Source organism: Myxococcaceae bacterium JPH2, from assembly GCA_016458225.1.
GTDB lineage: Bacteria > Myxococcota > Myxococcia > Myxococcales > Myxococcaceae > Citreicoccus.
In genome coordinates this window covers 74,604-97,529 of the sequence record JAEMGR010000023.1, presented here as the reverse complement: position 1 = coordinate 97,529, position 22,926 = coordinate 74,604, and the positions used below count along the sequence as shown (strand labels likewise).

At 70.4% G+C, this 22,926-nt stretch carries 20 protein-coding genes; 5 read left to right on the top strand and 15 right to left on the bottom strand.

Features of this window, described 5'->3' with window-relative positions:
* Positions 1-2 precede the first annotated feature (2 nt).
* From JGU66_28070 to msrA, 4 genes are all read right to left on the bottom strand, one after another.
* The gene (locus JGU66_28070) at positions 3-4,103 is read right to left on the bottom strand and encodes an IPT/TIG domain-containing protein (GenBank protein MBJ6764644.1); all 4,101 of its coding nucleotides are present in this window, start codon (positions 4,101-4,103) and stop codon (positions 3-5) included.
* A 102-nt stretch (positions 4,104-4,205) separates the two neighbouring features.
* On the bottom strand, positions 4,206-4,586 hold the full coding sequence (locus JGU66_28065; GenBank protein MBJ6764643.1) for a hypothetical protein: 381 nt from the start codon (positions 4,584-4,586) through the stop codon (positions 4,206-4,208).
* Positions 4,587-4,810: 224 nt separating this feature from the next.
* Entirely contained in the window at positions 4,811-5,737 is a 927-nt protein-coding gene (locus tag JGU66_28060; protein ID MBJ6764642.1) for an NADP-dependent oxidoreductase, read from the bottom strand.
* Between the two features lie 120 nt (positions 5,738-5,857).
* Complete coding sequence (gene msrA / locus JGU66_28055) at positions 5,858-6,514, bottom strand: peptide-methionine (S)-S-oxide reductase MsrA (protein MBJ6764641.1); 657 nt, start codon at positions 6,512-6,514, stop codon at positions 5,858-5,860.
* A 68-nt stretch (positions 6,515-6,582) separates the two neighbouring features.
* Between msrA and JGU66_28050 the strand changes: the two genes are divergently transcribed.
* On the top strand, positions 6,583-8,199 hold the full coding sequence (locus JGU66_28050; GenBank protein MBJ6764640.1) for a Sapep family Mn(2+)-dependent dipeptidase: 1,617 nt from the start codon (positions 6,583-6,585) through the stop codon (positions 8,197-8,199).
* Between the two features lie 10 nt (positions 8,200-8,209).
* On the opposite strand, the gene JGU66_28045 is transcribed toward JGU66_28050, so the two are convergent.
* The gene (locus JGU66_28045; protein MBJ6764639.1) at positions 8,210-9,766 is read right to left on the bottom strand and encodes a PAS domain-containing protein; all 1,557 of its coding nucleotides are present in this window, start codon (positions 9,764-9,766) and stop codon (positions 8,210-8,212) included.
* 186 nt (positions 9,767-9,952) lie between these two features.
* Here JGU66_28045 and JGU66_28040 point away from each other — a divergent pair, with 186 nt between their 5' ends.
* Positions 9,953-10,897: an ornithine cyclodeaminase family protein gene (locus tag JGU66_28040; GenBank protein ID MBJ6764638.1), complete on the top strand. Its 945-nt coding sequence runs from the start codon at positions 9,953-9,955 to the stop codon at positions 10,895-10,897.
* A 9-nt stretch (positions 10,898-10,906) separates the two neighbouring features.
* On the opposite strand, the gene JGU66_28035 is transcribed toward JGU66_28040, so the two are convergent.
* The 7 genes from JGU66_28035 to JGU66_28005 form a co-directional block, all read right to left on the bottom strand.
* Positions 10,907-12,088 (bottom strand): tetratricopeptide repeat protein, encoded by a 1,182-nt coding sequence (locus tag JGU66_28035; protein MBJ6764637.1) that lies wholly within the window; start codon positions 12,086-12,088, stop codon positions 10,907-10,909.
* A gap of 88 nt (positions 12,089-12,176) precedes the next feature.
* Positions 12,177-13,142, bottom strand: a complete 966-nt coding sequence (locus JGU66_28030) for a hypothetical protein (GenBank protein MBJ6764636.1) — start codon at positions 13,140-13,142, stop codon at positions 12,177-12,179.
* Between the two features lie 173 nt (positions 13,143-13,315).
* On the bottom strand, positions 13,316-14,848 hold the full coding sequence (locus tag JGU66_28025; protein ID MBJ6764635.1) for an FAD-binding oxidoreductase: 1,533 nt from the start codon (positions 14,846-14,848) through the stop codon (positions 13,316-13,318).
* Between the two features lie 127 nt (positions 14,849-14,975).
* Complete coding sequence (locus JGU66_28020; GenBank protein MBJ6764634.1) at positions 14,976-15,218, bottom strand: hypothetical protein; 243 nt, start codon at positions 15,216-15,218, stop codon at positions 14,976-14,978.
* Between the two features lie 276 nt (positions 15,219-15,494).
* Positions 15,495-15,779: an AzlD domain-containing protein gene (locus tag JGU66_28015; GenBank protein ID MBJ6764633.1), complete on the bottom strand. Its 285-nt coding sequence runs from the start codon at positions 15,777-15,779 to the stop codon at positions 15,495-15,497.
* The gene (locus JGU66_28010; protein ID MBJ6764632.1) at positions 15,776-16,486 is read right to left on the bottom strand and encodes an AzlC family ABC transporter permease; all 711 of its coding nucleotides are present in this window, start codon (positions 16,484-16,486) and stop codon (positions 15,776-15,778) included. The genes JGU66_28015 and JGU66_28010 overlap by 4 nt, the downstream gene beginning before the upstream one ends.
* Positions 16,487-16,495: 9 nt before the next feature.
* Positions 16,496-17,389: an AraC family transcriptional regulator gene (locus tag JGU66_28005; GenBank protein ID MBJ6764631.1), complete on the bottom strand. Its 894-nt coding sequence runs from the start codon at positions 17,387-17,389 to the stop codon at positions 16,496-16,498.
* Between the two features lie 216 nt (positions 17,390-17,605).
* On the opposite strand from JGU66_28005, the gene JGU66_28000 reads away from it, so the two are divergent.
* Positions 17,606-19,531, top strand: a complete 1,926-nt coding sequence (locus JGU66_28000) for a glycoside hydrolase family 15 protein (GenBank protein MBJ6764630.1) — start codon at positions 17,606-17,608, stop codon at positions 19,529-19,531.
* Between the two features lie 110 nt (positions 19,532-19,641).
* Positions 19,642-19,944, top strand: coding sequence for a DUF2892 domain-containing protein (locus tag JGU66_27995; GenBank protein ID MBJ6764629.1), 303 nt, complete (start codon positions 19,642-19,644; stop codon positions 19,942-19,944).
* 7 nt (positions 19,945-19,951) lie between these two features.
* Here JGU66_27995 and JGU66_27990 read toward each other — a convergent pair whose 3' ends face one another.
* Positions 19,952-20,680: a hypothetical protein gene (locus tag JGU66_27990; protein ID MBJ6764628.1), complete on the bottom strand. Its 729-nt coding sequence runs from the start codon at positions 20,678-20,680 to the stop codon at positions 19,952-19,954.
* A gap of 95 nt (positions 20,681-20,775) precedes the next feature.
* Complete coding sequence (locus JGU66_27985; GenBank protein MBJ6764627.1) at positions 20,776-21,705, bottom strand: NmrA/HSCARG family protein; 930 nt, start codon at positions 21,703-21,705, stop codon at positions 20,776-20,778.
* Positions 21,706-21,906: 201 nt separating this feature from the next.
* Between JGU66_27985 and JGU66_27980 the strand changes: the two genes are divergently transcribed.
* Positions 21,907-22,518 carry a hypothetical protein gene (locus JGU66_27980; protein MBJ6764626.1) on the top strand — a complete coding sequence of 204 codons (612 nt, stop codon included), beginning with the start codon at positions 21,907-21,909 and terminating at the stop codon, positions 22,516-22,518.
* A 4-nt stretch (positions 22,519-22,522) separates the two neighbouring features.
* Here JGU66_27980 and JGU66_27975 read toward each other — a convergent pair whose 3' ends face one another.
* Entirely contained in the window at positions 22,523-22,924 is a 402-nt protein-coding gene (locus tag JGU66_27975) for a DUF2203 domain-containing protein (protein ID MBJ6764625.1), read from the bottom strand.
* Positions 22,925-22,926: the final 2 nt, after the last annotated feature.

Here is a 22,926-nt window from a genome sequence, read left to right as displayed (position 1 = left end):
GCCTAGCTGGCCAGGGCCCGCGGGGTGGCGGGTTCGGTGGACGCCGTGACGGTGAAGCTCGTGCGCGAGGCGTCCGTGCCGAGCGTGTTCTTCACCTGGACGGCCCCACTGTGCGCGCCCTGCGGGACCGTGAACGTCAGTCGGGTGTCGTTCAGCACCTGGACATGCGTCGCGGGTTGCGTGTCCACGCTCACGCCCGTCACGCCGGTGAAGCCCGAGCCCTCCACGGTCACCCGCGTGCCCGCGGGCCCCGAGGTGGGTGAGAGGGATTGGATGACCGGCTTGGCGCTGCTCTCCACCGTGAAGGTGTCCGACGTCACGACCGCGAGGTCGCTGGTGGCCACCTGGAGCGGCCCGTTCACCGCGCCCGCGGGCACGTAGGCGGTGAGCTTCGTGTCGCTCTGCACGCTGAAGCTGGCGCGCATGGCCGAGTCCCCGAAGCTGACCCGCTGCACCTGCGTGAAGCCGCAGCCCTTGAGCTGGATGGCCGCGCCCGTGACGCCGTGGCCGGGCGAGAAGCTCGTGACGGACAGGGGCACGGTGAAGACCTGGGAGGAATGCCCCGCGCCCAGCGTGTTGGTGACGACGAGCGCGTCCGTCACCGTGGTGCTGGAGAGCACCGCCATCAGCTCCGTGTCGCTGTGCACCTCGTAGCGCGCCACGGAGACCTTTCCCACGCTCACCGCCGTCGTCCCCGTGAAGCCGCTGCCCTGGAGGGTGACCTGCGTGCCCGCGCCTCCCGAGTCGGGCGAGAAGCCGGTGACCTGGGGCGCGCGCTGGGGCTTCACCTCGAACTTGTCGCTGCTGCGCGCCTTGCCGCTCGGCGTGTCGACGAGGAGGTTGCCCGTCACGGCGCCGGGCGGAACGGTGACGAGGAGCTGGGCCTGGTCGCCGGTGCCCTTCACCTGGAGGGCCGCCTCGGCGGTGGAGAACTGCCCGAAGCGCACGCGCGTCGCGCTCGCCAGCCCCGTGCCGTCAATCGTGACGGTGTCTCCCGCCTTGCCGGTGGTGGGCTTGATGCGCGAGACGGAGGGCGGCGTGACGTACTGGAAGGGCTGCGAGGACGTCGTGCTGTCTCGCGAGTTGCTCACGTGGAGGACGTCGCTGGGCGCCTTGTTGGGGACGTAGGCGATGAGCTGCGTGTCGCTCGACACCTCGAAGGACGCGGCGGGTACGTTGCCGAAGGTGACCTTCGAGGTGCCCGTGAAGCCCGAGCCCGTGAGGGTGACGGCCGTGCCTCGGCCTCCGCTGGCGGGCGAGAATCCGTCGATGCGCGGGGCCGCGTCACTCAGCACCGTGAAGGACGTGTCTGTCTTGACTCGTCCGCTGGACACGTCCGCGCTGATGGGGCCGCTCGTCGTGCCGCCCGGTGAGGTCGCGGTGAGCTGGGTGTCGCTGAGTACAGTGAAGGGAACCGAGACCCCCGGCGCGCCGATGTAGACATTCGTCGCGCTCAGCAACCCATGGCCTGTCACCGTCACGAGGGTGCCGGCCGCGCCCTGCTTCGGCGAGAAGCCGGTGAGCGCCGGCGCGGGCGTGACGCTGAAGGGCTGCGGGCTGACTCCCGAGCCGTGGGTGTTGGTGACGCGCACCGGTCCGGAGTTCGTTCGGAGCCCCACGCTCGCCACGAGCGAGGTGTCGCTGAGCACGGTGAAGGACGCGGCGGGCACGTCCTGGAAGCTCACCGCCGTGGTGCCCGTGAAGCCGGAGCCGGTCACGGTGACCTCGGTGCCTTCGGGCCCCGCGGGCGGGTCGAAGGCGGCAACGCTGGGGTTGACGTTGCTCATCACGGTGAAGGCATCCCAGGTGGCCTTGCCGCTGGGCGTGACGACGGTGATGGGGCCGCTGACCGCGCCGCCGGGGACCTGCGTGGACACTTGTGTGTCATTGGCCACGCAGGTGCTCAGGATGTTCTCGGAGAAGTACACCGTGGCGCCCGACAGGTTGCTGCCTCGGAGCACCACCTTCTGGCCCAGCGCGCCGCTGCCCTGGCTGATGCCCGAGAGCGTGGGCGGAGGCGTGACGGCGAACGCGGTGGTGGACGTGGCGGTGCCCGCGGGCGTGGTCACCTCGACGGGCCCATTCGTCGCGGTATCCGCGACGCGCGCCACGATGCGGCTGTCCGTCCAGCAGCGGAAGTACGACGAGCGTGCTCCCGCGATGCGCACCTCCTTCACGCCGGTGAAGCCCGAGCCCGTCACGGTGACCATCGTCCCGGGCGCTCCTCCGGTGGGGTCGATGTCGGTGATGACGGGCGCGGCGGAGCCAGCCATGGCCTTCACCGTGCTCGGAGGAGGAGGCGCCGAGGGCGCGTACTGTCCTTGCAACACCAGCCCGGTGACGAACTCCACGCCCTGGAGCGTGAGGTCCTGGAAGTCTGGCGCGTTCTTGGGGAAGCCCTGCTTGTCTCGCATCTTCTGGAGCGCCTGCGACTGCTTCCACGCCACCACGCCCATGAAGATGGCGCCGATGATGCCCGTCACCAGCGACAGCAGCGTGCCTAGCGCGAGGCTGGCCTCGTAGCTCACCACCAGCGGATCATCCTGGTCCGGCGTGAGCGACACCTTGGGGTTGTCGATGTCGTAGTAGAGGGCCTCGACGCCGTCCTTCTTCCTCAGCTCCAGCGTGACGGTCCCGGACGCCTGGGTGACGAGGTGATGCGAGGTCCCCTTCAAGGACATCGCCAATCCCTTGCCATTGGTGACGGACAACTTGAAGGACGTCAGGTGGATGTCCTGGCCATTCACCTTGCCATCCACCGAGTGGGCAAGGCTCATCACGGGCGGCGAGCCCGACACTTTCAGCGCGGACTCGGGGACGTGCAGCACCTTGGCCATGGTGGGGATCATCAACGTCAAGAGGCAGTTGTCGTCGATGGAGAGGCTGGTGTTCTGCGTGGCGGTGGTGCCGAGCCAGACGCTGGTCTGCACGGGCATGGGCAGCGGGTCCGTGGGCGGCGGGAGGTTGCCGGCCATGGCGAAGAGGACGAGGTCGGACTCGGGGTCCTTCGTCAGACGGAACGCGCCCGTGGTCGGCATGGACGCCGAGACGTCGCGCTGAGACGGCTGCTTCGCGGACATGCTGAGCTGCGACAGGTACTGGAGCACCCCGGTCTCGAGCTGGTTCGCGTAGGTGGAGTCCGGTGTCACCTGCACGGTGAACGTGTTCTGCGGGTCGAAGAACCAGACATACGTCTGCGCCTGCGGCGTCTCGTCCGCTGGGATGAGGGTGGCCTGTGAGATGACCGCGGCCCCGCCCTTCACCGCCCCCTTCACTCCGGTGACCAGGTTGACGAACTGCCCGTTGGCATACGTCCAGTCGCCCACGAGGCCGGGCGTGCTCTGCGCGGGAACCAGGACGTTCATGGACTGCTGGAGCTGCGCGGGCGCGCGGACGACGTTCCAGATGCGGGTGAGCGCGAGGTCTCCCGCGAGGGTCGCTCCAAACGAGAGGTCGGCGCCGGAGGCCACCTGCCGCGAGCTCAGGCGCGCGGTGCCCTTGGGCTGACCGTCCTGGAAGAAGGTGACGAGCTCCTGGTCGAGCGTCACCGCGACGTGGTGCCAGCTCCCGTCGCTCATCACCGCGGGGACTCCCGGCGCGACGCAGCGCTGGTCACCCCAGGTGAGCACGAGCTGATTGTCCTCCAGGCCGAGCGACAGGCCCTCATTGCTCATGGACAGCAGCGTCTGCGGTCCGGTGCCCTCCGTGCGGACCCACGTCTCCAACGTGAGGGCGTAGCTGTTCAAGTTCCAGACTCCGCCCGGCACGCCCGCCGATGGCGCGGTGCCGGTCGTCGAGAGGAACCAGTCCCGGTAGACACACCCGAAGCCGAGGTTCGCCAGCTTCACGCCAATGGACATCATCCCCGAGACGAGGACCGTCTCCCGCGTGGTGAGGAGCGCGTAGGGCAGCGTCAACACCAGCGCTCCCGCGGTCGTGTCGAGCGAGGTCGTGGTGCTCGCGACATCCAGTTGCAACAGCAGCGACGCGTTCACGGGCACCACCACGGGCTTGGCTCCGTCCGTGGAGTTGGCGATGAGCGTGGCGACGAGCGTCGGGTCGATGCCGATCGCGAGATTCCATCCCAGGTTCACATCCGTCATGACTGTCTCCCCCCTCTGGGCGCCCCAAGCGCCTCGCAAGGTGAGAAGAGGATGCGCGGCAGGTGTGGAGAAAGTGTGGAGCGCGCTCACGGCACCGGGGGCTTACCGGACTCGACGCTCGCACTGGCCCATCAGCGTGAAGACATACTGGGGATGTTCCGGGTCATCGCTGGTGATGTGAACACCCATGTGCCTGAGGCCCGGCGTTCGAGGTGAGAAGGACAGGGTGATGCTCACGGCCGAGCGTGGCGCGAGCTCCAACGGCAGCGTGGGCATGGCGCCGATGATGAAGTCGCCGGGCGTGGTGAAGACGACGCGCTGGATTCTCAACCGCGCGGTGCCGGTGTTGCGCAGGAGAAAGTCTTGGGCTGGGCCTGGGACGCGTTCGACCGCCGTGCCCAGGTCCCAGAGGGTGCCGGAGGGAAGCGCGTCGCCACCGTTCGTGACCTCCAGCGCGGGAACGCCGCTCACGGTGCTCGACATGGTCCTCCTTGGACTCACTGCTCGGACTCACTGCTCGGACTCACCCCTCGCGGGCGAGCAGTGCAGAACCAAGGCCATGGGCGGAAGGACGCGCTCTTCGAGGGCGCGCGTCGCGTTGCGCGACTCGCACCAGGGTGGACGTGTCCGTGGACGCGTCAGGGACTGCGGCTGACACGTCAGGGGTGGGCCTCGTCCTGGTGAGAGGGCGAGGCCCTGGGTGTGATTCAGGCCACGGTCAGGACAATCTTCCCGTGCGTCTTGCTCGACTGAATCAACTCCTGCGCTTTCCGCACGTCATCCAGGGGCAGGACCTTGTCCATGCGCGGACGCACGGCGCCCTTGGCGACGAGCCCCACCAGGTCCTCGAAGTCCTTCGTGTTGGGCTTCACGAGGAAGCGGACCGCGGAGCCGATGCCCATCGCGCGGGCCTTGTCCTCGTCGACGGCGTTCGCCGTCGCGGTGATGACGCCGCCCTTCTTCACCAGCGGATAGGAGCGGGAGAGGACGTCCGCGCTGCGCGTCAGGTCGATGACCGCGTCGACCTCCTGGGCGAAGTCCTCGAAGCGCTGCGTCTGGTAATTGACGACCACGTCGGCGCCGAGCTGCTTCAAGTAGTCGGCGTCCTCGCCCGCGGCGGTGGCGATGACCCGGGCCCCCTTGGCCTTGGCGATCTGCACCGCCATCGCGCCCACGCCGCCCGCCGCGCCGTGGATGAGCAGCGTCTTGCCGGGCGCGGCCTTCGCCACTTGCGTGACGAGCTGATAGGCGGTGAGGCCCGCCACGGGCAGCGCCGCCGCTGTCTTGTCATCCACCGTGTCTGGGATTCGCGCGAGCGCGCTGACAGGCACCGCGGTGTACTCGGCGAACGAGCCCGTCCGGCTCAAGCCATACACACGGTCGCCCTTCTTGAGCTGCGTCACGTTCTTGCCGACGTCGGCCACGTCCCCCGCGAAGTCCTGGCCCACCACCACGGGCAGCTTCACCGGCATCAGGTCCTTCATGACGCCCTGTCGGAAGATGGTGTCGAAGGGATTGACGCCCACGGCGTGGACGCGCACCAGCACGTCGTCGGGCCCGAGCGAGGGCATGGGCGCCTCCTCGAGCTTGAGTTCATCGACTCCACCGTAGTTGTGGATGCGGACGGCCTTCATGGTGGCGCTCCTTCGCGTGAGCTGGGGTCGCGTGCTCACGGAAGGTCGTCAGCCACCCGAGGACTGACAAGGCGAGCGAGGCGGGCGCCGTGGAGGGCCCTTCCTCGCTCGCCCGGTGATTCAGGCGCTGACGCCCACGCCGATGGGGCAGCTCACGCCGGTGCCGCCCACGCCGCAGTACCCGCCTGGGTTCTTGTCCAGGTACTGCTGATGGTAGTCCTCCGCGTAGTAGTACGTCGGCGCGGGGAGGATTTCGGTGGAGATGTCTCCGTGCCCTCGGGCCTTGAGCGCCGCCTGGTAGGCGTCTCGGCTCTGCTCGGCCGCGCGCTTCTGCGCCTCGCTGGTGAAGTAGATGCCGGAGCGGTACTGCGTGCCCACGTCGTTGCCCTGACGCATGCCCTGCGTGGGGTCGTGGTTCTCCCAGAAGACGCGCAGCAACTGCTCGTACGAGACCTTCTTCGGGTCGTAGACGACGCGCACCACTTCGTTGTGGCCCGTGAGGCCGCTGCAGACCTCTTCGTACGTGGGGTTGGGCGTCAGGCCCCCGGCGTAGCCCACCGAGGTGCTGTGCACACCCGGGACCTGCCAGAACTTCCGCTCCACGCCCCAGAAACACCCCATGCCGAAGACGGCGACTTCATCGCCTTCCGGAACGGGCCCCTTGAGTGGCGTGCCCAGCACGGTGTGGCGGGCGGGAACAGGCATCTCCGAGGCGCGACCAGGCAACGCCTCCTGGGGGGTCGGGAGCCTCAGCTTCTTCGGGGATGTGAAGAACATGCTTCAGCAATAGCGCCCAGAGGGCAGGAATGCCATGTGGCCAGGGGTGTTCTAGCGTCCAGCCCGCCATGCGCTCTCGACTCCTCGCCGCCCTCTGTCTGCTCGCTCCCGCCACTGTCCTCGCCGAGTCCGCCCCGGACGCCCGCTGCGCCGGGAAGCCTCAGGCCCGCGCCGCCCGCTTCTCCGCGAAGGCGATGAAGGGCGCCTCGCCCGCCGAGCGCTACGCCGCCTATGTCCGCGCCTGTGCCCTGGGCGACGTGGTGACGCTGACCCAGCAGCTTGTCCGATTCCAGACAGTGAGCGCCGAGACGCCCGCGTCGAAGGGGCCCGAGGCCGAGGCCATGGGTCGCTTCCTCGCGCAGTGGGCGAAGGCACACGGCTTCGACTACCGCGCCGTGGGCGCCAACGACGTCTTCGAGCTGTCGTGGGGCAAGGGCGCGCCGCGGCTCGGGCTCATCTTCCACGGTGATGTGGTGCCCGCTCCGGTGCACGAGTGGAAGCGTCCGCCCTTCGAGCCTGTCGTGGAGAACGGCCGCCTGTACGGCCGCGGCGTCGAGGACGACAAGGGGCCGATCGCTTCGGGGCTCGTCGCGCTCGCGATGGCCAAGGAGCTGGGGCTCCAGCCGCAGGGCCGCATCCTCGTCGCCATCGGCAATGGTGAGGAAGGGGACTGGACGGGCATGGGGCGCTACGCGTCGACCGAGCCGCTGCCCACGCACGTCATCTCGGTGGACTCGGGCTATCCGGTCAACGCCGCGCAGTCTGGCTTCGTCGCGTGGCACCTGGAGGCGCCGGTGGGCGCGCCGGCCGCCGCGGCGGGCACCGCGAAGATGCGCGCGGTGAAGGCGCAGGCGGGCGAGTTCCTCACGCAGGTGCCGGGGCAGGCCACGCTGACGTTGGCGCCCACGACGGGGCGCACGCGCGAGCAGGTGCTGGAGGACGTGCGCGCGGTGCTGGCCGAGGTGGGCAAGGCCCGCGCGGACCTGAAGGCGGACGCGGCCGTCGAGGGTGACGCGGTGGTGCTGACCACGCATGGCAAGGCGATCCACTCGTCGGTGGCGGACGAGGGCCACAACGCGCTGTGGGACCTGGCCGCGGTGGCTGAGCGTCTGCCATTGGAGGACAACGGCATCGCGGCGATGTTGCGCGTGGTGGCGCGTCGCTTCGACGGCGACCACCACGGCGACAAGCTGGGCCTGGCCTACTCGGACACGCTGATGGGGCCGCTGCTGGTCGCGCCCACGGTGCTGCGCGTGCAGGACGGCAAGGTCACCCTGGACGTGAACATGCGGCGCCCGCGTGGACAGGACGCCGAGACATTCGCGGCGTCGCTGGTGAAGGCCGCCGAGCGCTTGGGGCAAGACACGGGTGGCCGGGTGAAGGAGGCGGCGGGCCGCTACGTGGGCGAGCCGCACGTCGCGGACACCTCGGGGCCGCTCGTCACCACGCTGCTGGACATCTACCGGCGGCACCGCAACGCGCCGGACGCGGTGGCGGGCTCGGTGCGCGGCGGCACGTATGCGCGGCTGTTCCCGCGCGCGGTGGACTTCGGGCCCGCGTTCCCGGGTGAGGAGTACACGGGCCACGCGCCCGACGAGTCCATTGCGTTGGAGACGCTGGACGTGGGCACGCAGATGCTGTCGGAGGCGGTCCACACGCTGGCGCTGACGCCCGCGCCCCGCTGAATCCCAGACATCACTCCTGGCCGAGCGGAGCGCGGCGCGGCCAGGTCACGGTGAAGGTGGTGCCCTCCTCCGCGGTGGAGCGCACCTCCACCTCGCCCCCGTGCGCCTGGGCAATCTGGCTGACGATGTAGAGCCCCAGTCCCAGGCTGCGTCGCCGCTGGGCGTCCGGGTCGGGCGCGCTGGGCGCCTTGAAGGGGTCGAACAGGCGCGGAATCATCTCGGGCGCAATGGGGTCGCCCACGTTGTGGACCTCCATCCGCACGTCATGCGCCTCGCCGATGAGGCGCGTGCGCACCGGGGTCCCCTCGCGACCGTGGCGCACGGCATTGACGACCAGGTTGCCCAGCACCTGGGCCACGCGGTCGGGATCCCAGTCGCCCCACGTGTCGCCGTGCGCCTCCAGGCGCAGCTCCGGCGCGGGGTACGCTGCCTCGAGTTCCTCCAGCGTCGTCCGGCACACCTCGGCCATGTCGACGTGCTGGCGCGTGACGGGGATGCCGCCTCCGAGCCGGCTGCGGGCGAAGTCCAGGATGTCGTTGATCATCCGCGTCATGCGCGCGGTGGAGGCGCGGATGCGGTCGACCGCGCGCTGCCGGGGCGCATCCAATGGCTCACCATGCCCGAGCAGGAAGGCGGACGCGGTGATGGCATGCAAGGGATTGCGCAGGTCATGGCCGAGCACCGCCAGGAGTTGCTCGCGGAAATCCACCGCGCGCTGGAGCGCGGCCTCGGTTTGTTTGTGTTGGGTGATGTTCACCACGGAGCAGCCCACGCCGAGCAGCTCGCCGCTGGCGGTCCGCACCGGGAAGTAGTTGCTCAGCCAGCTTCGCTCCTCGCCGGTGAGGGCATCTTTCACGTTGAACGCGGCGTCGCGGATGGGCTCTCCGGTGTGCAGCACCTGAAGCAACAAGGGCTTCACGGGGCCCGCCACGGATTCGGGGAGCACCTCGTCGAAGTGGCGGCCCAGGTGGTTGGGCACCGGCACGCGGTTGATGTCCGCCAGGGTCTGGTTGATGCGCAGGTAGCGCAGGTCGCGATCCAGGAAGGCCAGGCCCACGGGCGCCGTGGCGAGCAGCGCATCCACCAGGGCCAGGGAGCGCTCGGCTTCCTGGCTCGCGGCGCGCTCTCGGGCCCGGGCGTGGCTCGTCAGCGTTCGGGCCATGGCCCGATCCAAGGCCTCCTCCATCCGCTCCAGGTCCCCCGGAATCAGGGGACGACCGCCGGCCTCCAGGCGCCGCAGCAGGCACTGGCGCAGGAGCGCGTACTCGGTGGCGACCTCGCCCACATCGAAGCCCTGGTCCATCCGCGTCATCGCGTGGGCCTCGGAGGGGTGTGGATCAAACCGCTCGGGGCCTTGCTCCACCGCGTCGGCGAGCGCGGTCAGCAGCTCGGGCATGTGGTCCATCAGCCAGGGGGCATGGTCGGAGCGGCCCGCGTAGAGCGCCTGCGCCTCGCGTCGCCACGCCTCCAGCACGGCGGCGTGCTCGCGGCGCAGGAAGTCCGCGGCCCGGAGCCCATCCGCGCGTCCGGTGCTTGTCTCCACGCAGGGGGAGTCCGGCTCCTGCATCACCCACCTCCTGGGGGGGCGCTCGCCCATGCCGCCTTCTCCACAGTCTGGACACGCTCGGGCGCAACGGCCTCGTCCCCGCGTCTGGGGAGGGCCGCGCGAGCGCCCGCTGGAAGTGTCTGCCTCTGGCATCTGTCTCACGCCGAGGCTGTGGGTCTGAACGGGCTCGGGTAGGGTGTCCGGAAGATGCGCACCCTTCTGCTCTCCCGCTCCGATGTGTCTCGCAACCTCCAGTCGCCGCTGCTCCTGGAGGACTTGCGCGAGGCCTGTCGCGCTGATGCCCTGGCTCGCACCGTGGCCGCGCAGGGCCCGCGTGTGTCGTTGCACCTGGGAGGCACCGCGATGGTGCGCTTCCCTGGGTGCCTGCCGAATGTCCCCGCCTACTCGGTGAAGGTGAGCGCGCGATTCCCCGCGCGGACGCCCGCCGTCCAGGGTGTGGTGCAGCTGCATGACCTGGGCACCGGCGAGCTGATGGCGGTGATGGACTCAGGCCACCTGACGGCGGTGGGCCTGGGCGTGATGGGCGCGCTGGGCGCGGACGTGCTGGCCCGTCCCGATGCCCGCCGCGTGGCGCTCTTGGGCTCCGGCGCCTCGCTGGTGATGCAGCTCAAGTCGCTGCGGTTGGTGCGCTCCCTGGAGCACGTGCGCGTGTTCGACCCGACGGATCCATCGCGCACGGCCGCGCTCGCCGCGCGCCTGTTCACGGAGCTGGACGTGCCGGTGCGCGTGGCGGAGTCCGTGGACGAGGCCATGGCGGACGCGGATCTCATCGGGGTCGACCTGGCGAGCCGACAGCCCCTGCCGTCCCCGAGCCAGCTGCCTCCGGGCGCGCACCTCACCGTGCTGGGCATGGACGAGTCCGGCGCGGGCGAGGGCGCGGCCGTGCTGCGCCAGCAGACCCTCTTCGTGAGCGATCACCGCGGGCTGTTGATGGGCGCCGCGTCAGCGGAGGCGGGCCTGGTGGAGCTGGGCGAGGTCCTCGCGGGCCTGAAGCCGGGCCGCACGTCCGAGTCGCAGGTGACGGTGTTCGCCCCGGTGGGGCCGCCGCTCATGGACCTGGCGTCGGCGTGGCACGTGTACCAGTCCGCGCAGGCCGATGAGGCCCTGCACGGACTGGACTTCGGCGGGTGAGGCGAGGGGCTACGCCAGCGCCTTCTGCAGGCGGGTGGCCTCGTCGCGCAGCTCGCTGCCCTCGGGGAGGGACAGGGCCAGCAGCTTGGTGACGGTCGCCTTCGCCTTGTCCTTCTGGCCCGAGCGGGCCTGGGCGAGCGCGAGGTTGAGCAGGGGCTCGGGCTGCGACGGGCCTCGGCGCACGGCCTCTTCCAGCACCGTCAGGGCGCGGGGGAGGTGTCGCTCGGCGGGCTCGGCCGGCATGCGCAGCAGGAGCTGGCCCAGGTTGTTGGCGGCGCGCCAGCCATCGGGAGACAGCCCCATGGCCGCCTCATAGGCCGCCACGGCCTTCTCGAACGCGGGCGGCTCCTCGGCCTCGTAGCAGGTGGCCTCGGCCATCTTCAGGCCCTCGTTGGCGAGCCCGAGCGAGTCCATGGTCCGGCACAGGTGCAGGGCCTGGGCGAACTGCCCGCGCGCGAGCATGAGCTGCGCGAGGTTGGCCTGCGCGTCCGGATCCTTCGGGCGCTGCGCGGCGAGCGCGGAGGCGGCCTGGTAGGACGCGCGCTGGTCTCGCGTGGCCATGGCCAGCACGGTGAGGGCGGCCAGCAGGCGCGGCTGGTTGGGCACCGCCTTGAGGCCCTGCTCCAGCGCGCGCCGCGCACCGAGGAAGTCCTCCTTGGCGGACAGCGCGTGTGACAGGGCCAGGTAGGCGGGGACGAAGCGGGGCTGCTGCGCGACGACGGCGCGCAGCGAGGCGAGACCTTCGTCCGCCTTGCCGGCTTCCAACTGGACCTGGCCCAGGCGGTAGCGGAACACGCCGTTGGTGGGGTCGAGCTGGGCGGCCTTGGCGAGCGCATCCATCGCCTGCGGCGCCTTGTCCTGCTTGATCAACATCATGCCGCGCCCGAAGTGGGCCTCGGCACGGGCCGCGTCCAGCGCGAGGACCTTGTCGAAGGCCTTCAGCGCGGCGTCGAGCTGGCCCTTCTGCGCGGTGAGGTTCGCGCGCACCAGCCAGGTCTCCGCCGTGGCGCCTTGGGCCTCGGCCTTGGCGAGCAGGGCTTCAGCCTGGGGGAGCTGTCCCTCCACGAGGGCCAGCTTGCACATCACCACCAGCGCGTCGCGGTTCGTCGGCTGGCGGGCGAGGGTCTTCTCCGCCTCGGCCTTCGCCTGGGCGATCTGCCCCGCGGCGAGGAGCTTCTCCAGAGGATTCATGTCGGGAGTGTCCCCCAGGGACCTGGGGCTGTCGAGCGGATGAGAAACCGCGAGGCCGCGGGGAGGCGCGGCCTCGGGATGGGGACGACTACCAGCCGTGGACGAGGTTCTTGATGCCCTCGCCCACGTTCTTGATGCCCTCGCCGACGTTCTTGATGCCCTCGCCGACGTTCTTCACGGCGTCCGTGACCTTGCTCACGTCCACGTCCACGCCGAACTCGAGGCTGCCGCCGATGCCGAGCGCCGCGCCCACGTCGAAGTTGGCGGACAGCTTGCCGTCCTTCAGGCCGACGTTCGCCTCGAACTCCACCCCGATGCCCGCGAAGGCCTCGGCGCCCACGTGCGCGGTCGCCGGTCCAATCTCCTGGCTGACCTCGGCGCTGGCGCGAGCACCCGCGAAGGCCTCGCCGCCGACCTGGGCCGCCACGTCGCCGTGGAGCGGATCCACGACCACCTTGCCCGTGACGTTCGCCTCGGCGCCCACGTTGCCCTGCGCGCCCCACGTCGTGCGGCCCACGGGGCTGTCCACGTGGCCCTCGACGGAGCCGCGCACCAGGTCCGCCTTCGCCTCCAGCGAGCCCTCGGCGATGACCTTGCCCTTGAGCGGATCCACGCTCACCGAGCCGTTGCCACCGACGGAGGCCGTCAGGGCCTGGCCCTCGACCTTGTTGTAGAAGGAGCCGTCCTTGTCGCCGACCTCGTGCGAGCCGGAGAAGGCCGTCCAGTCCTTGCTGAACTCACCGGACGCCACCTGCTGCTCGTAGCCGCTCGTCTCCAGGCGCTTCTGGATGGCGGCCTGCTCGGGGCTGTTGGTGTTGGTGCGGCTGGTCTCGACGCGCTTGCCTTCGAGGAGCGCCTGCTCCTTCGGGGTCAGCGTCTCGCCCCGGTCCTTCTTCGCGAGGGCCGCGTCCAGCTCCGCGCGGCGGGCCGGGTTCGTGTCGCGGCGCAGGTCGACCTGGACTTCGCGGTGCGCGGTGTTGCGCTCGGCGCCCTGCTCTGCACGGTTCCGGAGGACGGGACGCTGACGGTTGAACTCGAGGGAACGCGTGGGCATGGGCGACTCCGAAGCGGCGCGAATTTGGGGAGAAGGATGCGACTTGTAGGAGTTATCCGCGGGCGGAGCGGGAAGTTTCCTCCATGGGTCTTTTCCCGCGCGTTTTTTCGTAAACCGAGCGAAATCCATGCTCCCAGGCCGCGTGCCGCCTCACGGCCGGTGTGAAACATGTCTCACGTTTCGCCGGGTGGGGTGATCGCATAGCGCCCCGGCGCGAGGACGCCGGAGGGATCCACCGCTTTCTTGATCCGCTGGAGGACCGCGACGGAGTCATCCGTCACGGCCAGGGTGTCCCCGGCGGACTGGAGCCCGAGCCGCGTGGGGTAGTAGCCCGCGCCGGCCAGCTCCCGCGCCAGGGCCTGGTAGCAGGCCTGCGCGCGCGCGTCCTCGCCTCGGACGTCGCGATCAAACGCCAGCGCCAGCACCAGATAGAGACAGCGCGGCGAGTGGGTCAGCAGCGCGAGGTTGGGCTCCAATCCGAAGAGGCGAGGCACCCGCTCCGCGAGATCCACCGCGCGCCGGGCCTCTTCTCCGGTGAAGGGCACCGCCACCGAGCACCAGATGAAGCCGCAGCGGTCGCGATCCGGGTGCGGCGCTTCTGGACGCGGGCTCCGCTTGCGCCAGTACGCCATGGTGAGGTTCGCGTCGGAGGGGACGCCTTGAAAGGGGCTCTCGCCATCCGGAGGGATGGGGCCGAGGCGCACCGGCTGCGGGAGCCCGTCGAGCGCGGCGCATAACCGCCGCTCCAGCACCGCGCCCAGCTCCGCGTCCGGCGCATGGAGCGCGCCGCTGATGGCCCACCGTCCGCCGAGTCCCTCGCGGAACTGCTCCAGCGCCCAGGCGGGCAGCGGCGTGCGGCCGCGCGTCTCGGCGAAGGGATACTGGCGGGCCACGCTGAAGGCCTTGATGTCGTTCCAGAAGAAGAAGCTGCCGCGCAGCGTGCCGTCGAGCGCCAGCTCCTGGAGGCGATCCACCCGCTCCCAGAGCTGCGCCTCCTCTGGCACCGCGCAGAAGAACTCACGCAGGTAGGGCTGCTTGCGCGCCAGCCAGAACGTCATGCGCGTGATGACCCCCAGCGAGGACTGGCTGAACAACCCGTCCAGCGAGGGCCCCACGCCCCAGCGGAACAGCGGCGCGGTGCGCGAGCCCGCGAAGCGCGCATGGCCTGTCTCCAACAGCTCTCCCGTGGGGAGCACCACCTCCAGGCCGCACACGTGCTGGAAGATGTCCGCGTGGGGGCCGCGCCCATCGCCGCGCTCCAGCGCGTTGCCCACGAGGCTGGCGTCCGCGGATCCACCGATGGTGGTGATGAACAGGCGCGAGCCCTGGGCTCGCAGCCACGCGTGCGCCTGTCGAAACGTGACGCCCGGCTCCACGGTGAGGTACGCGAGCTTCTCGTCGTAGCCAAGGATGCGGTTCATCCGCCCCAGCTCCATCAGCGCGCAGCCATCGCTGGGGGGCACGCGGGAGCCATAGCCCCAGTTGCGTCCGCTGCTCACCGGGTAGACGGGAATGCCATGCACCTGCGCGATGCGCATGCACGCGCGGACCTCCTCCGTGCTGGCGGGCCGCAAGATGGCGGGAATGCGCTGCGCGGTGGCGAAGGTGGCCGTCTCGGCCTCGGCCAACGCGTCCGGCTCCGTGATGACGTGCGGTTCGCCCAGGGCCTCGCGCCATTCCACGAGGGCCCGCTCCAGCGCGCTCATGACGCCACCTCCACGGCACGTGGGGCCAGGGAGCGAACGGGGCGGCGCACGGAGGTCCTGCGAGGGGAGACAGTCACGCGGGCCAGTATGCCAGAGGCTCGCGCGGCGCCTCGCGTCTCACGCGGGGCTACCAGCTCCCGTGAGAGACCTCGCGCGGCTTGGAGAAAAGGCTGTCATTGCCGTGCATCAACTGCACCTCGCCGTGAGCCACCTCGCGCACGTCGTCGAAAGACACGGCGTAGTCGCGATGTCTCAGGATTCCTTTCTCGACAATGATTTCATCCGCGGTCAGGTCGATGACACGGCCGATGGTGTGGCCATCATGGCCCTTCACTTTCATTCCCCTCTGAATCTCCCAGCGTCGAAACATGGCGATGGCTCCCGAGGCCACGCGCGTCGGGCCTCTCGGCAAACCTGCGGAGCGCGGGTGGGTTCGCAGCGGGCATCCTGTGGAGCGCCGCGTCGTGGGCACGTCGAACATGCACGGACACACAACGGGGTGGATGTGACTGGGAGGTTGTGTCTCCCCTCCCGAGCCGATGCTGAAGCACGACGATGCGCTGGCGCGGGTGGTGCCTGACGTGCGCTGTGATGTCGTGGTTCGCAATCCCAGTCTCACGGACGTGAGCCCTCGGCTTCGAGCGGTTCAGCGCAACAGCCAGTAGGTGGCCATGCCCACCAGGATGCCGAGCCACAGCTTGCGGAAGCGCCACATGGCCACCGCCGCCAGGAAGGCCGCGAAGAGGCGGACTCCCGCTTCCCCGCGCTCACCCGGCAGCGCGGGGACGACGAGCGCCGAGAAGGCCGCGATGGGGACGAACCGCAGGAAGCGCTGCCAGAACGGTGGCACCTCCACGCGCAGCCACAGCCCCGCGAGCCGAGGCGCGTACGTGACCGCGGCCATTCCCAGGATGATGGGCAGCACGTTCATGGTGCCTCCAGCTCCTCGGTGGGCCGAGGCGCGGGAGCACCGGCCGTGAGCCACGCGCCCGTGAGACTTCCCACCACGCTCGCGAGCAGCAGGGCCGCGCCACCCGGCATGAAGCGCGAGGCCATGAGCGCGAGGAGGCCGGAGAGCACCGCCACGCCCACCTCCACGCTGCCGCGCAGCAGCGGAATGAGCAGGCCGAGGAAAGCCAGCGGGAAGACGAAGTCCACGCCGAGCCGCGTGGGGTCCGGCAGCCCTTGGCCCAGCAGCGAGCCGGCCAGGGTGAACAGGTTCCACGGGATGAAGACGCTCAGCTCCACGCCCAACAGATAGGCGAACGAAGCGTGAGGCTCGGCGAGCACCACGCCGTAGGCCTCGTCGGTGAGGCAGTGCGCCGCCAGCAGCCGCTGCGCGGGTCGCAGGGACAGCCGCTGGGACAGGGACAGGCCGTAGAGCAGGTGCCGCGTGTTGAGCAGGAGCGTGGTGAGGATGATCTCCACCCCCGAGGCCCCCGCCGCGAGCAGCCCCACCGCGCTGAACTGGGAGCCTCCCGCGAAGACGAGCGCGCTCATCAAGAGCGTGTCGAGCACGCTCAGCCCTGCGCCCCGCGCGCTCACGGCGTAGGCCAGCGAGAAGGGAATCAACCCCAGCCAGAGGGGAATGACGGCGCGGAAGCCTCGGAGGAAGTCGCGCGCGACAACGGAAGTCATGCCCCCAAACTACGGAGCGACCGCCTCGCGCGTCTTGAAGGATCCTGCGCTCGCGGCATAGCGGCCCGGCGACAGGCCGACCCGTCGCTTGAACTCGCGCGTCAGGTGGCTCTGGTCGCTGAAGCCCAGCTGCGCGGCCACTTCTCCGGGCGGCTTGCCCTGACGGAGCAGCTCTCGGGCGCGGCGCACGCGCAGCTCGATTTGATACGCGTGCGGCGGCAGGCCCAGCTCGCGACGGAACACGCGCACGAGGTGAAACACGCTGAGTCCCACGTGGCCCGCGAGCTGCTCCAGCGTGACGTTCTCCTCCGCGTACGCCTCCAGGTAGTCGCGCGCGCGGCGCACCGCCACGTGCTCGATGCCCACGGGCCGTTGCTCCGGGTGCGGCCGGGTGTGGCGCGCCACCAACGCCGCGAGGGCCGCGAACAGCCGCGTCTGTCGCTCCAGCGCGGTGGCGGGCTGCTCCAGCGAGGCGTGCAGCCCTCGGATGAGCGCGGCCACCTCCGGGTCGTCCACCACGGGCGACTCGAAGAAGGGCACCCCGCGCGCAGTGCCCGTCAGCGCTCGCGCCGCGTCTTCCAGCAAGCGGGGCTCGGGGTAGAGCATCCGGTAGGACCAGCCGTCCTCTTCGGCGCCCTGGCCCGTGTGAATCTCGCCCGGGTTCACCAGCACGATGCTGCCGGTGGGCGCGTAGCGCATCTTCCCTCGGCAGCGGAACGCCTCCACGCCTCGCTCGATGACGCCGATGGCGAACCCGTCATGGCTGTGCGGCGCGAAGGTGTGGGTGATGTACGTGGCCTTGAGCAGCTCCAGCCCCCCCAGCTCCTCCGGGCGCCAGAGCACGCACTCCTCGCGCGGGCCCAGCAGCGCGGGGGCGACAGGGCGATGGGGTGTTGGCATCACGGCGCGGACACTCCCGGGCGGACCTCCCCGATGAGGCGAGGGCTCGGCGTGCCGAGCGTAAAGAGCGGCGACCGCGAGGTCTTGAAGAAAATTGCGCGGGGTCGGCCGCCGGACCGGCTGCCCGCCTGCTTGGGCCTCCCGTGGCGGCGGGCGAACGGTGGCCAGATTGGAGAGACGCGGGCGTGACGCGGCCCGCGGCTTCGGGAGGGAGGAGGGATGCGCCGCATCACCGACTACGCGCTGCTCGGGGACTGTCACTCCGCGGCGCTCGTGGGACGCGACGGCTCCATCGACTGGGCATGCTTCCCGCGCTTCGACTCCCCCGCGGTGTTCTGTCGCATCCTGGACCCTCGGCACGGAGGCTCGTTCGGCGTCGCGCCGGAGGGGCGCTTCCAGTCCACGCGCGGCTACGTGGAGGACACCAACGTCCTGGTGACCACCTTCACCACGCCCCGCGGTGTGCTGGAGCTGACCGACTGCATGCCCGTCTATCCCGGCGGCGGCATGGGCACGCACGTGGGCACGCGCCACGCGCTGCTGCGCCGCGTCCGCTGTCTGCGCGGCGCGGTGCGCGTGCGCTGCGTCGTGGCGCCTCGCTTCGAGTACGGCGCCTTCACCCCGCGCTTTCGCCTCACCTCGTCGCGCACCGCCGAGGTGGTGGGTGGCGCGGATGCCCTCTGGGTTTCTTCCACGCATGCCCTGTCCGCTTGCGAGGCCTCCCTGCGCGCCCGGTGGGAGCTGCGCGCGGGTGATGAGGCCTGGGTGGAGGCCGCGTGGACGCGCTCCTTCATCGAGCGCTCCACCGCCGACGCGCCGGACCGCGACGCCTTCCGGCAGCACCTCGAGGACACGCTCACCTTCTGGCGCACCTGGATTGCCCGCTGCGTCTACACCGGCGAGCACACGCGCGCCGTGCGCCGCAGCGCGCTGACGCTCAAGGCCCTCACGTATGCGCCCACGGGGGCCCTGGTGGCCGCGCCGACGACGTCCCTGCCCGAGGAGCCCGGTGGCGTGCGCAACTGGGACTATCGCTACACGTGGATCCGCGACTCGTCGCTCGTGCTCAGCTCGCTGCTGGCGCTCGGCTATCGAGACGAGGCGGACGCGTTCCGCTTCTGGATGCGCCGCACCAGCGCGGGCCGGGCCGTGGACATGCAGATCATGTATGGGATTCGCGGCCACCGCATGCTGCCCGAGGTGGAGCTGCCGCACCTCGCGGGCTATCGCGGCTCGCGCCCGGTGCGCGTCGGCAACGGCGCGGTGAAGCAGCTCCAGCTCGACGTGTTCGGCGAGTTCCTGGAGGTGGCGTGGCTGTACGCGCGCGCCGGCGGACCGGTGACGAAGACGAACTGGGACTTCCTCTCCGGCCTGGTGGAGGAGGTCATCCATCGCTGGCGACTGCCGGACCAGGGACTGTGGGAGGTGCGCGATGTGCCTCGGCACTTCGTGCACTCGAAGCTCCTGTGCTGGGTGGCGGTGGACCGAGGTGTGCGACTGGCCAAGGCCCGTGGCCTCCCCGCGCCGCTGTTCCGTTGGACGCGCGAGCGCGAGCAGCTGCGGCGCTACTTGCTGGAGTGCGCGCGCGACGGCTGGTTCCCGCAAGCCGAGGGCATGGACGCCGCCGATGCCTCCACGCTGCTGGTGCCGGCGCTGGGCTTCCTGCCCGTGGAGGACCCGCGCGTGGTGCGCACGGTGCAGGTGGTGCGCGAGCGGCTGGAGCATGACGGGCTGCTGCGCCGCTATCTGGGGCCGGATGGACTGGACGGCTCGGAGGGCGCGTTCCTTCTGTGCTCGTTCTGGCTGGTGGATGTCCTGGCGCACTCGGGTCATCGCGACGAGGCCGAGGCGCTGCTCTCGCGACTGCTGTCGCTCTCCAACGACGTGGGCCTGTATGCCGAGGAGGCCATGCCCGGCACGGGCGAGCCGATGGGCAACTTTCCGCAGGCCTTCACGCACATGGCGCTGGTGTCCTCTTGCGCGCAGCTCTCGGCCCTTCATGCCGTGGAGCAGCGCGCGCTGGCCCACACCGCCTACGACTTCTCGGAGAAGGCGCTGGACCACCTGCTCGCGCGTCGCCGGCATGAACCTCGGGAGTCGGCGAGCGCGGAGCTGCCCGAGTGGCTTGCCTCCCTGCCGCTCTAGCGCGCGCCACTCCAGGCGAGCGGGCGGGCCCCGGCGCGAGTTTCGTGCGGACGACAGCGCTCCTGGTCGCTCCCTCGCGCGTGTCCATCTTGGGCGAGGGGAGGTGTGGCATGGAGGAACTCATCGGCTTCATGGCGTCGCGGCGGGGACGGTGGGTGCGCATCGTGGCCGGCGCGGGACTCGTGGTGGGCGGGTTGTCCGCGCGCACGCCCGGCGGCGCGAAGCTGGCGGCGGTGGGGCTGGTGCCGCTCCTCTCGGGCGCGCTCGATGTCGTGTTGCTGGGGCCGCTGTTTGGACATTCCTGGCGTGGCGCGGACGTGCGGCGCGAGCTGGGTCAGCCCGAGGCGGCGCCGCTGATCCACACCTCGGACTCGCGGCCCGGCCCGCGCCTTGTTCCTCCCACGCTTCACTGACGCGCGCTCAGCCCTTGCTCACCTGGAAGGGAATATCGAGCGTGCCGAAGGCCTCACCGGTGCGCGCGTCGACGAGCTGCAGCTCCAGCTTCACCGCGCTCTCCCGACGCGTCACGCCCTGGAAGTAGAGGAAGCCATCCAGTCGTCCGCCGGGCGCCAGCGTGCCCTCGGGCAGCGCGCGGGTGAGCATGTCCTCGGTGGGCAGCGGCTCGGGGTACGGCGCGCCGTAGTAGCCCGGGTAGTAGTAGGGGTCGAACCAGGGGCCGCCCCAGTACGGACCCCAGCCAAACCCTCGCCGCCACCCGGGGCCATAGCCATAGCCATATCCCAGACCCACGCTCCACGACGCGGGCGCGTAGGTGGTGTCGCTGTTCCCCGAGCCTCCGGTCCCCTGCTGCGCCAGGCCATTCTGGAGCGTGAGCAGCGGCAGCGCGGAGTAGTGGAAGTGCGAGTCCGCGCCCACGAGCGAGAACGCGCTGTACTGGATGCGCAGCGGCCGGCCGCTCTGGTTCTGGACCTGCACGAAGACGGGAGTGAGGCGCTGGCCCAGGTCGGACGGGTGTCCCTTCCAGGCCGTGCCGTCCGCCACCAGATGCACGCCTTCTTGCTGGGTGGTGGCCGCCGCCGTGTCGCCTTGGACGACTTGAGCCGACGGGGCCGGTCGCAACTGCGAGCCCGTCGGGGCACAGCCTGCAATCAACATCAACACTGCTATCCCCACGGAACGCGCACGCATCGCAGCTCCTCCTGCCACTCAAACTAGGGCGGCGAGCGCGAGGTGATTGTCGAGCACGAGACCTGCCCTGGAGCCCGGACAGGGAGGCGGGGGCGCTACGGCTCGGCGGGGGTCGCGGGGTCCGCGGGTTCGCCCGGCCAGGCCGGTGAGGTGAGGGCGCTCCAATCCTGGTGCCGCGCCCACTCCTCCAGCGTGAGCCAGCTCACCTGGGGATGGTCGTGCCGCAGGGTGAGCACGTCGACGTGGTAGCCCACGCGGTCGAGCCACTCGTACATCATCGCGAGGTCCTCGCTGCGCTGGCGGATGTCTTCCAGCGGGACCTGCACGTACTTGATGCGGTGGCCACTCACCATAGACAGGAGGCCCGCGGCCTGCTGCCCCGTGACTTCGTCGGAGGCCAGCTCGATGCGCTCGCCGATGAAGCGCTCCGGGTGCTCCAGCGCCACCATCGTGAGCGCGGCCACGTTGTCCAAGGCCACCATCTCCAGCCCGCGCGTGGGGGGCAGCCCCTGCGCGAGCACGCCAGACTTCAATCCCTCCATGAGCATGGGGCTCAGGAAGTTCTCCATGAAGAACGTGGGCGCGAGGATGGTGGCGGGCAGGCCGCTGCGCCGCACGTACAGCTCCACGCGGTGCTTGCTGTCGAAGTGCGGGATGCCGGTGAGTCGGTCCGCGCCCGCCACGGAGGAATAGATGAAGTGGCGGATGTTGGCGCGCTTCGCGGCCTCCACCATGTTGATGCCCTGGCGCGTCTCCGCGTCGGGGCCGCCCGGCCCGAAGGGCGAGGCCATGGCGAACATGGCATCCGCTTCCCGCGCGGCCTTCTCGATGGAGCCCACGTCCTCGAAGTCTCCGTGCACGAGCGTGGCGCCTCGGGACTCGAGCTGCCGGGCCGCTGGGCTGTTCAGGTCTCTCACCAGGGCCAGCACCCGATGCCCCCGCCCCAGGAGTTGACGGGTCAGCGCGCCTCCCTGATGGCCGGTGGCGCCGGTGACGAGCACAGTGAGAGAGAAGTCCACGGGCATGGGTGTCCTCCAGGCGTGATGCCTGCCCGCACAAGGTGGGGTCGCTGTCTTGGGCTGGCGAGGTCCCGGGTCCCCCGCATGCCCGCCTTGTCGACAATTCTCCGAGGGCAGGCGGGCAACCCCGCAGGCGTTCCCGACGCGACGTTCTCGGGACTTCGCGCGTGTGGGTCGCGGGGAGGCCGTGACAGGGTTCGCGTCGTCATGAGTCCGCCCGCGCAGCCTTCGCCCTCTGAGCTGGTGTCCGCCGCCCAGGCGCTCGACGCGCAGTTGGCTCGCTTCGAGACACTCGCCGCGCGGCTGCAGCAGTCCTCGCTGGTGTCCGAGCAGGACCTGGAGCACGCCTCGACGACCCTGCGGGACCTGGCGGACCTGGACGCGCAGCTCCGTGAGCAGGTGGCTCAGTTGGTCTCCGCCATCACCCGCGTTCGGGATCGCCAACAACAGCAGGCCGAGTCCGTGAACACGCGCGCGCGCGAACTCCAGGAGCGCACCGAGGTCTTCAAGGCGCTGCTGACCCGGTATGGCGCCCTGGGGCAGAGCGCGGCGGAGCTGAACGCGCGGATGCAACGCTTCTCCGTGCTGAGCCAGCAGGCGTCACGCACGCCCTCTCAGGACGTGGAGCTGGCGGAGCAATTCCAGGCGCTCCAGGAGCGGATGACGCAGGTGGCGGAGGAGGCGCGCGCGCTGGCGGAGACCGCGGAGGCGAGTCAGTTCTCGGACATCGCGCGGCAGGCGGGGGGGCTGGGACAGCAACTCCAATCCGCGCTCCAGGCGCTGGGCGTGCTGCGTGCGCACCTGCTCGCGTCGGAGTAGGCCGTCAGCTCAAGTAGGTGGGCGCGAAGTCATCCGGGTTGTCGATGGGGCGACGTCCCGCGATGCCTGTTTGAAGGTCGTGCCAGTGGCTGACCTCGTTCTCGCCGAAGCGCCAGCAGAGATAGACATGGCGTTCACCCCGCCGTGCGCGGAAGTCCACGAGCCCGTCCGCGCCTTTGATTTCCAGACCCATCTCCTGGATTTGAAGCAGCTCTCCGCGGATGCGATTGAGCAGGGCATCGCGTTCGTCGCGCAGGGGCTCCAGGGCCGAGTCGCTCCGGTCCCCTGGCACCTCCAGGTCCTCCGCGAGCCTTTGCACGCGATCCACCCAGGGCCGCACCCGCTCGAAGGTGCGGTGCAGGAGCGGCACGAGTCGGTTTGCCTCTTCCACGCTGAAAAAGCGCATCG

Excerpts from the sequence above, each read along its gene's own strand:
- JGU66_27975 (MBJ6764625.1), bottom strand. The coding sequence starts at position 22,924 with ATGCGCTTTTTCAGCGTGGAAGAGGCAAACCGACTCGTGCCGCTCCTG.
- msrA (MBJ6764641.1), bottom strand. The coding sequence starts at position 6,514 with ATGTTCTTCACATCCCCGAAGAAGCTGAGGCTCCCGACCCCCCAGGAG.
- JGU66_28010 (MBJ6764632.1), bottom strand. The coding sequence starts at position 16,486 with ATGACTTCCGTTGTCGCGCGCGACTTCCTCCGAGGCTTCCGCGCCGTC.
- JGU66_28020 (MBJ6764634.1), bottom strand. The coding sequence starts at position 15,218 with ATGTTTCGACGCTGGGAGATTCAGAGGGGAATGAAAGTGAAGGGCCAT.
- JGU66_27990 (MBJ6764628.1), bottom strand. The coding sequence starts at position 20,680 with ATGCGTGCGCGTTCCGTGGGGATAGCAGTGTTGATGTTGATTGCAGGC.
- JGU66_28035 (MBJ6764637.1), bottom strand. The coding sequence starts at position 12,088 with ATGAATCCTCTGGAGAAGCTCCTCGCCGCGGGGCAGATCGCCCAGGCG.
- JGU66_28000 (MBJ6764630.1), top strand. The coding sequence starts at position 17,606 with ATGCGCCGCATCACCGACTACGCGCTGCTCGGGGACTGTCACTCCGCG.
- JGU66_28030 (MBJ6764636.1), bottom strand. The coding sequence starts at position 13,142 with ATGCCCACGCGTTCCCTCGAGTTCAACCGTCAGCGTCCCGTCCTCCGG.
- JGU66_28045 (MBJ6764639.1), bottom strand. The coding sequence starts at position 9,766 with ATGCAGGAGCCGGACTCCCCCTGCGTGGAGACAAGCACCGGACGCGCG.
- JGU66_28065 (MBJ6764643.1), bottom strand. The coding sequence starts at position 4,586 with ATGTCGAGCACCGTGAGCGGCGTTCCCGCGCTGGAGGTCACGAACGGT.
- JGU66_28060 (MBJ6764642.1), bottom strand. The coding sequence starts at position 5,737 with ATGAAGGCCGTCCGCATCCACAACTACGGTGGAGTCGATGAACTCAAG.
- JGU66_27985 (MBJ6764627.1), bottom strand. The coding sequence starts at position 21,705 with ATGCCCGTGGACTTCTCTCTCACTGTGCTCGTCACCGGCGCCACCGGC.
- JGU66_28070 (MBJ6764644.1), bottom strand. The coding sequence starts at position 4,103 with ATGACGGATGTGAACCTGGGATGGAATCTCGCGATCGGCATCGACCCG.
- JGU66_27980 (MBJ6764626.1), top strand. The coding sequence starts at position 21,907 with ATGAGTCCGCCCGCGCAGCCTTCGCCCTCTGAGCTGGTGTCCGCCGCC.
- JGU66_28025 (MBJ6764635.1), bottom strand. The coding sequence starts at position 14,848 with ATGAGCGCGCTGGAGCGGGCCCTCGTGGAATGGCGCGAGGCCCTGGGC.
- JGU66_28050 (MBJ6764640.1), top strand. The coding sequence starts at position 6,583 with ATGCGCTCTCGACTCCTCGCCGCCCTCTGTCTGCTCGCTCCCGCCACT.
- JGU66_28015 (MBJ6764633.1), bottom strand. The coding sequence starts at position 15,779 with ATGAACGTGCTGCCCATCATCCTGGGAATGGCCGCGGTCACGTACGCG.
- JGU66_28040 (MBJ6764638.1), top strand. The coding sequence starts at position 9,953 with ATGCGCACCCTTCTGCTCTCCCGCTCCGATGTGTCTCGCAACCTCCAG.
- JGU66_27995 (MBJ6764629.1), top strand. The coding sequence starts at position 19,642 with ATGGAGGAACTCATCGGCTTCATGGCGTCGCGGCGGGGACGGTGGGTG.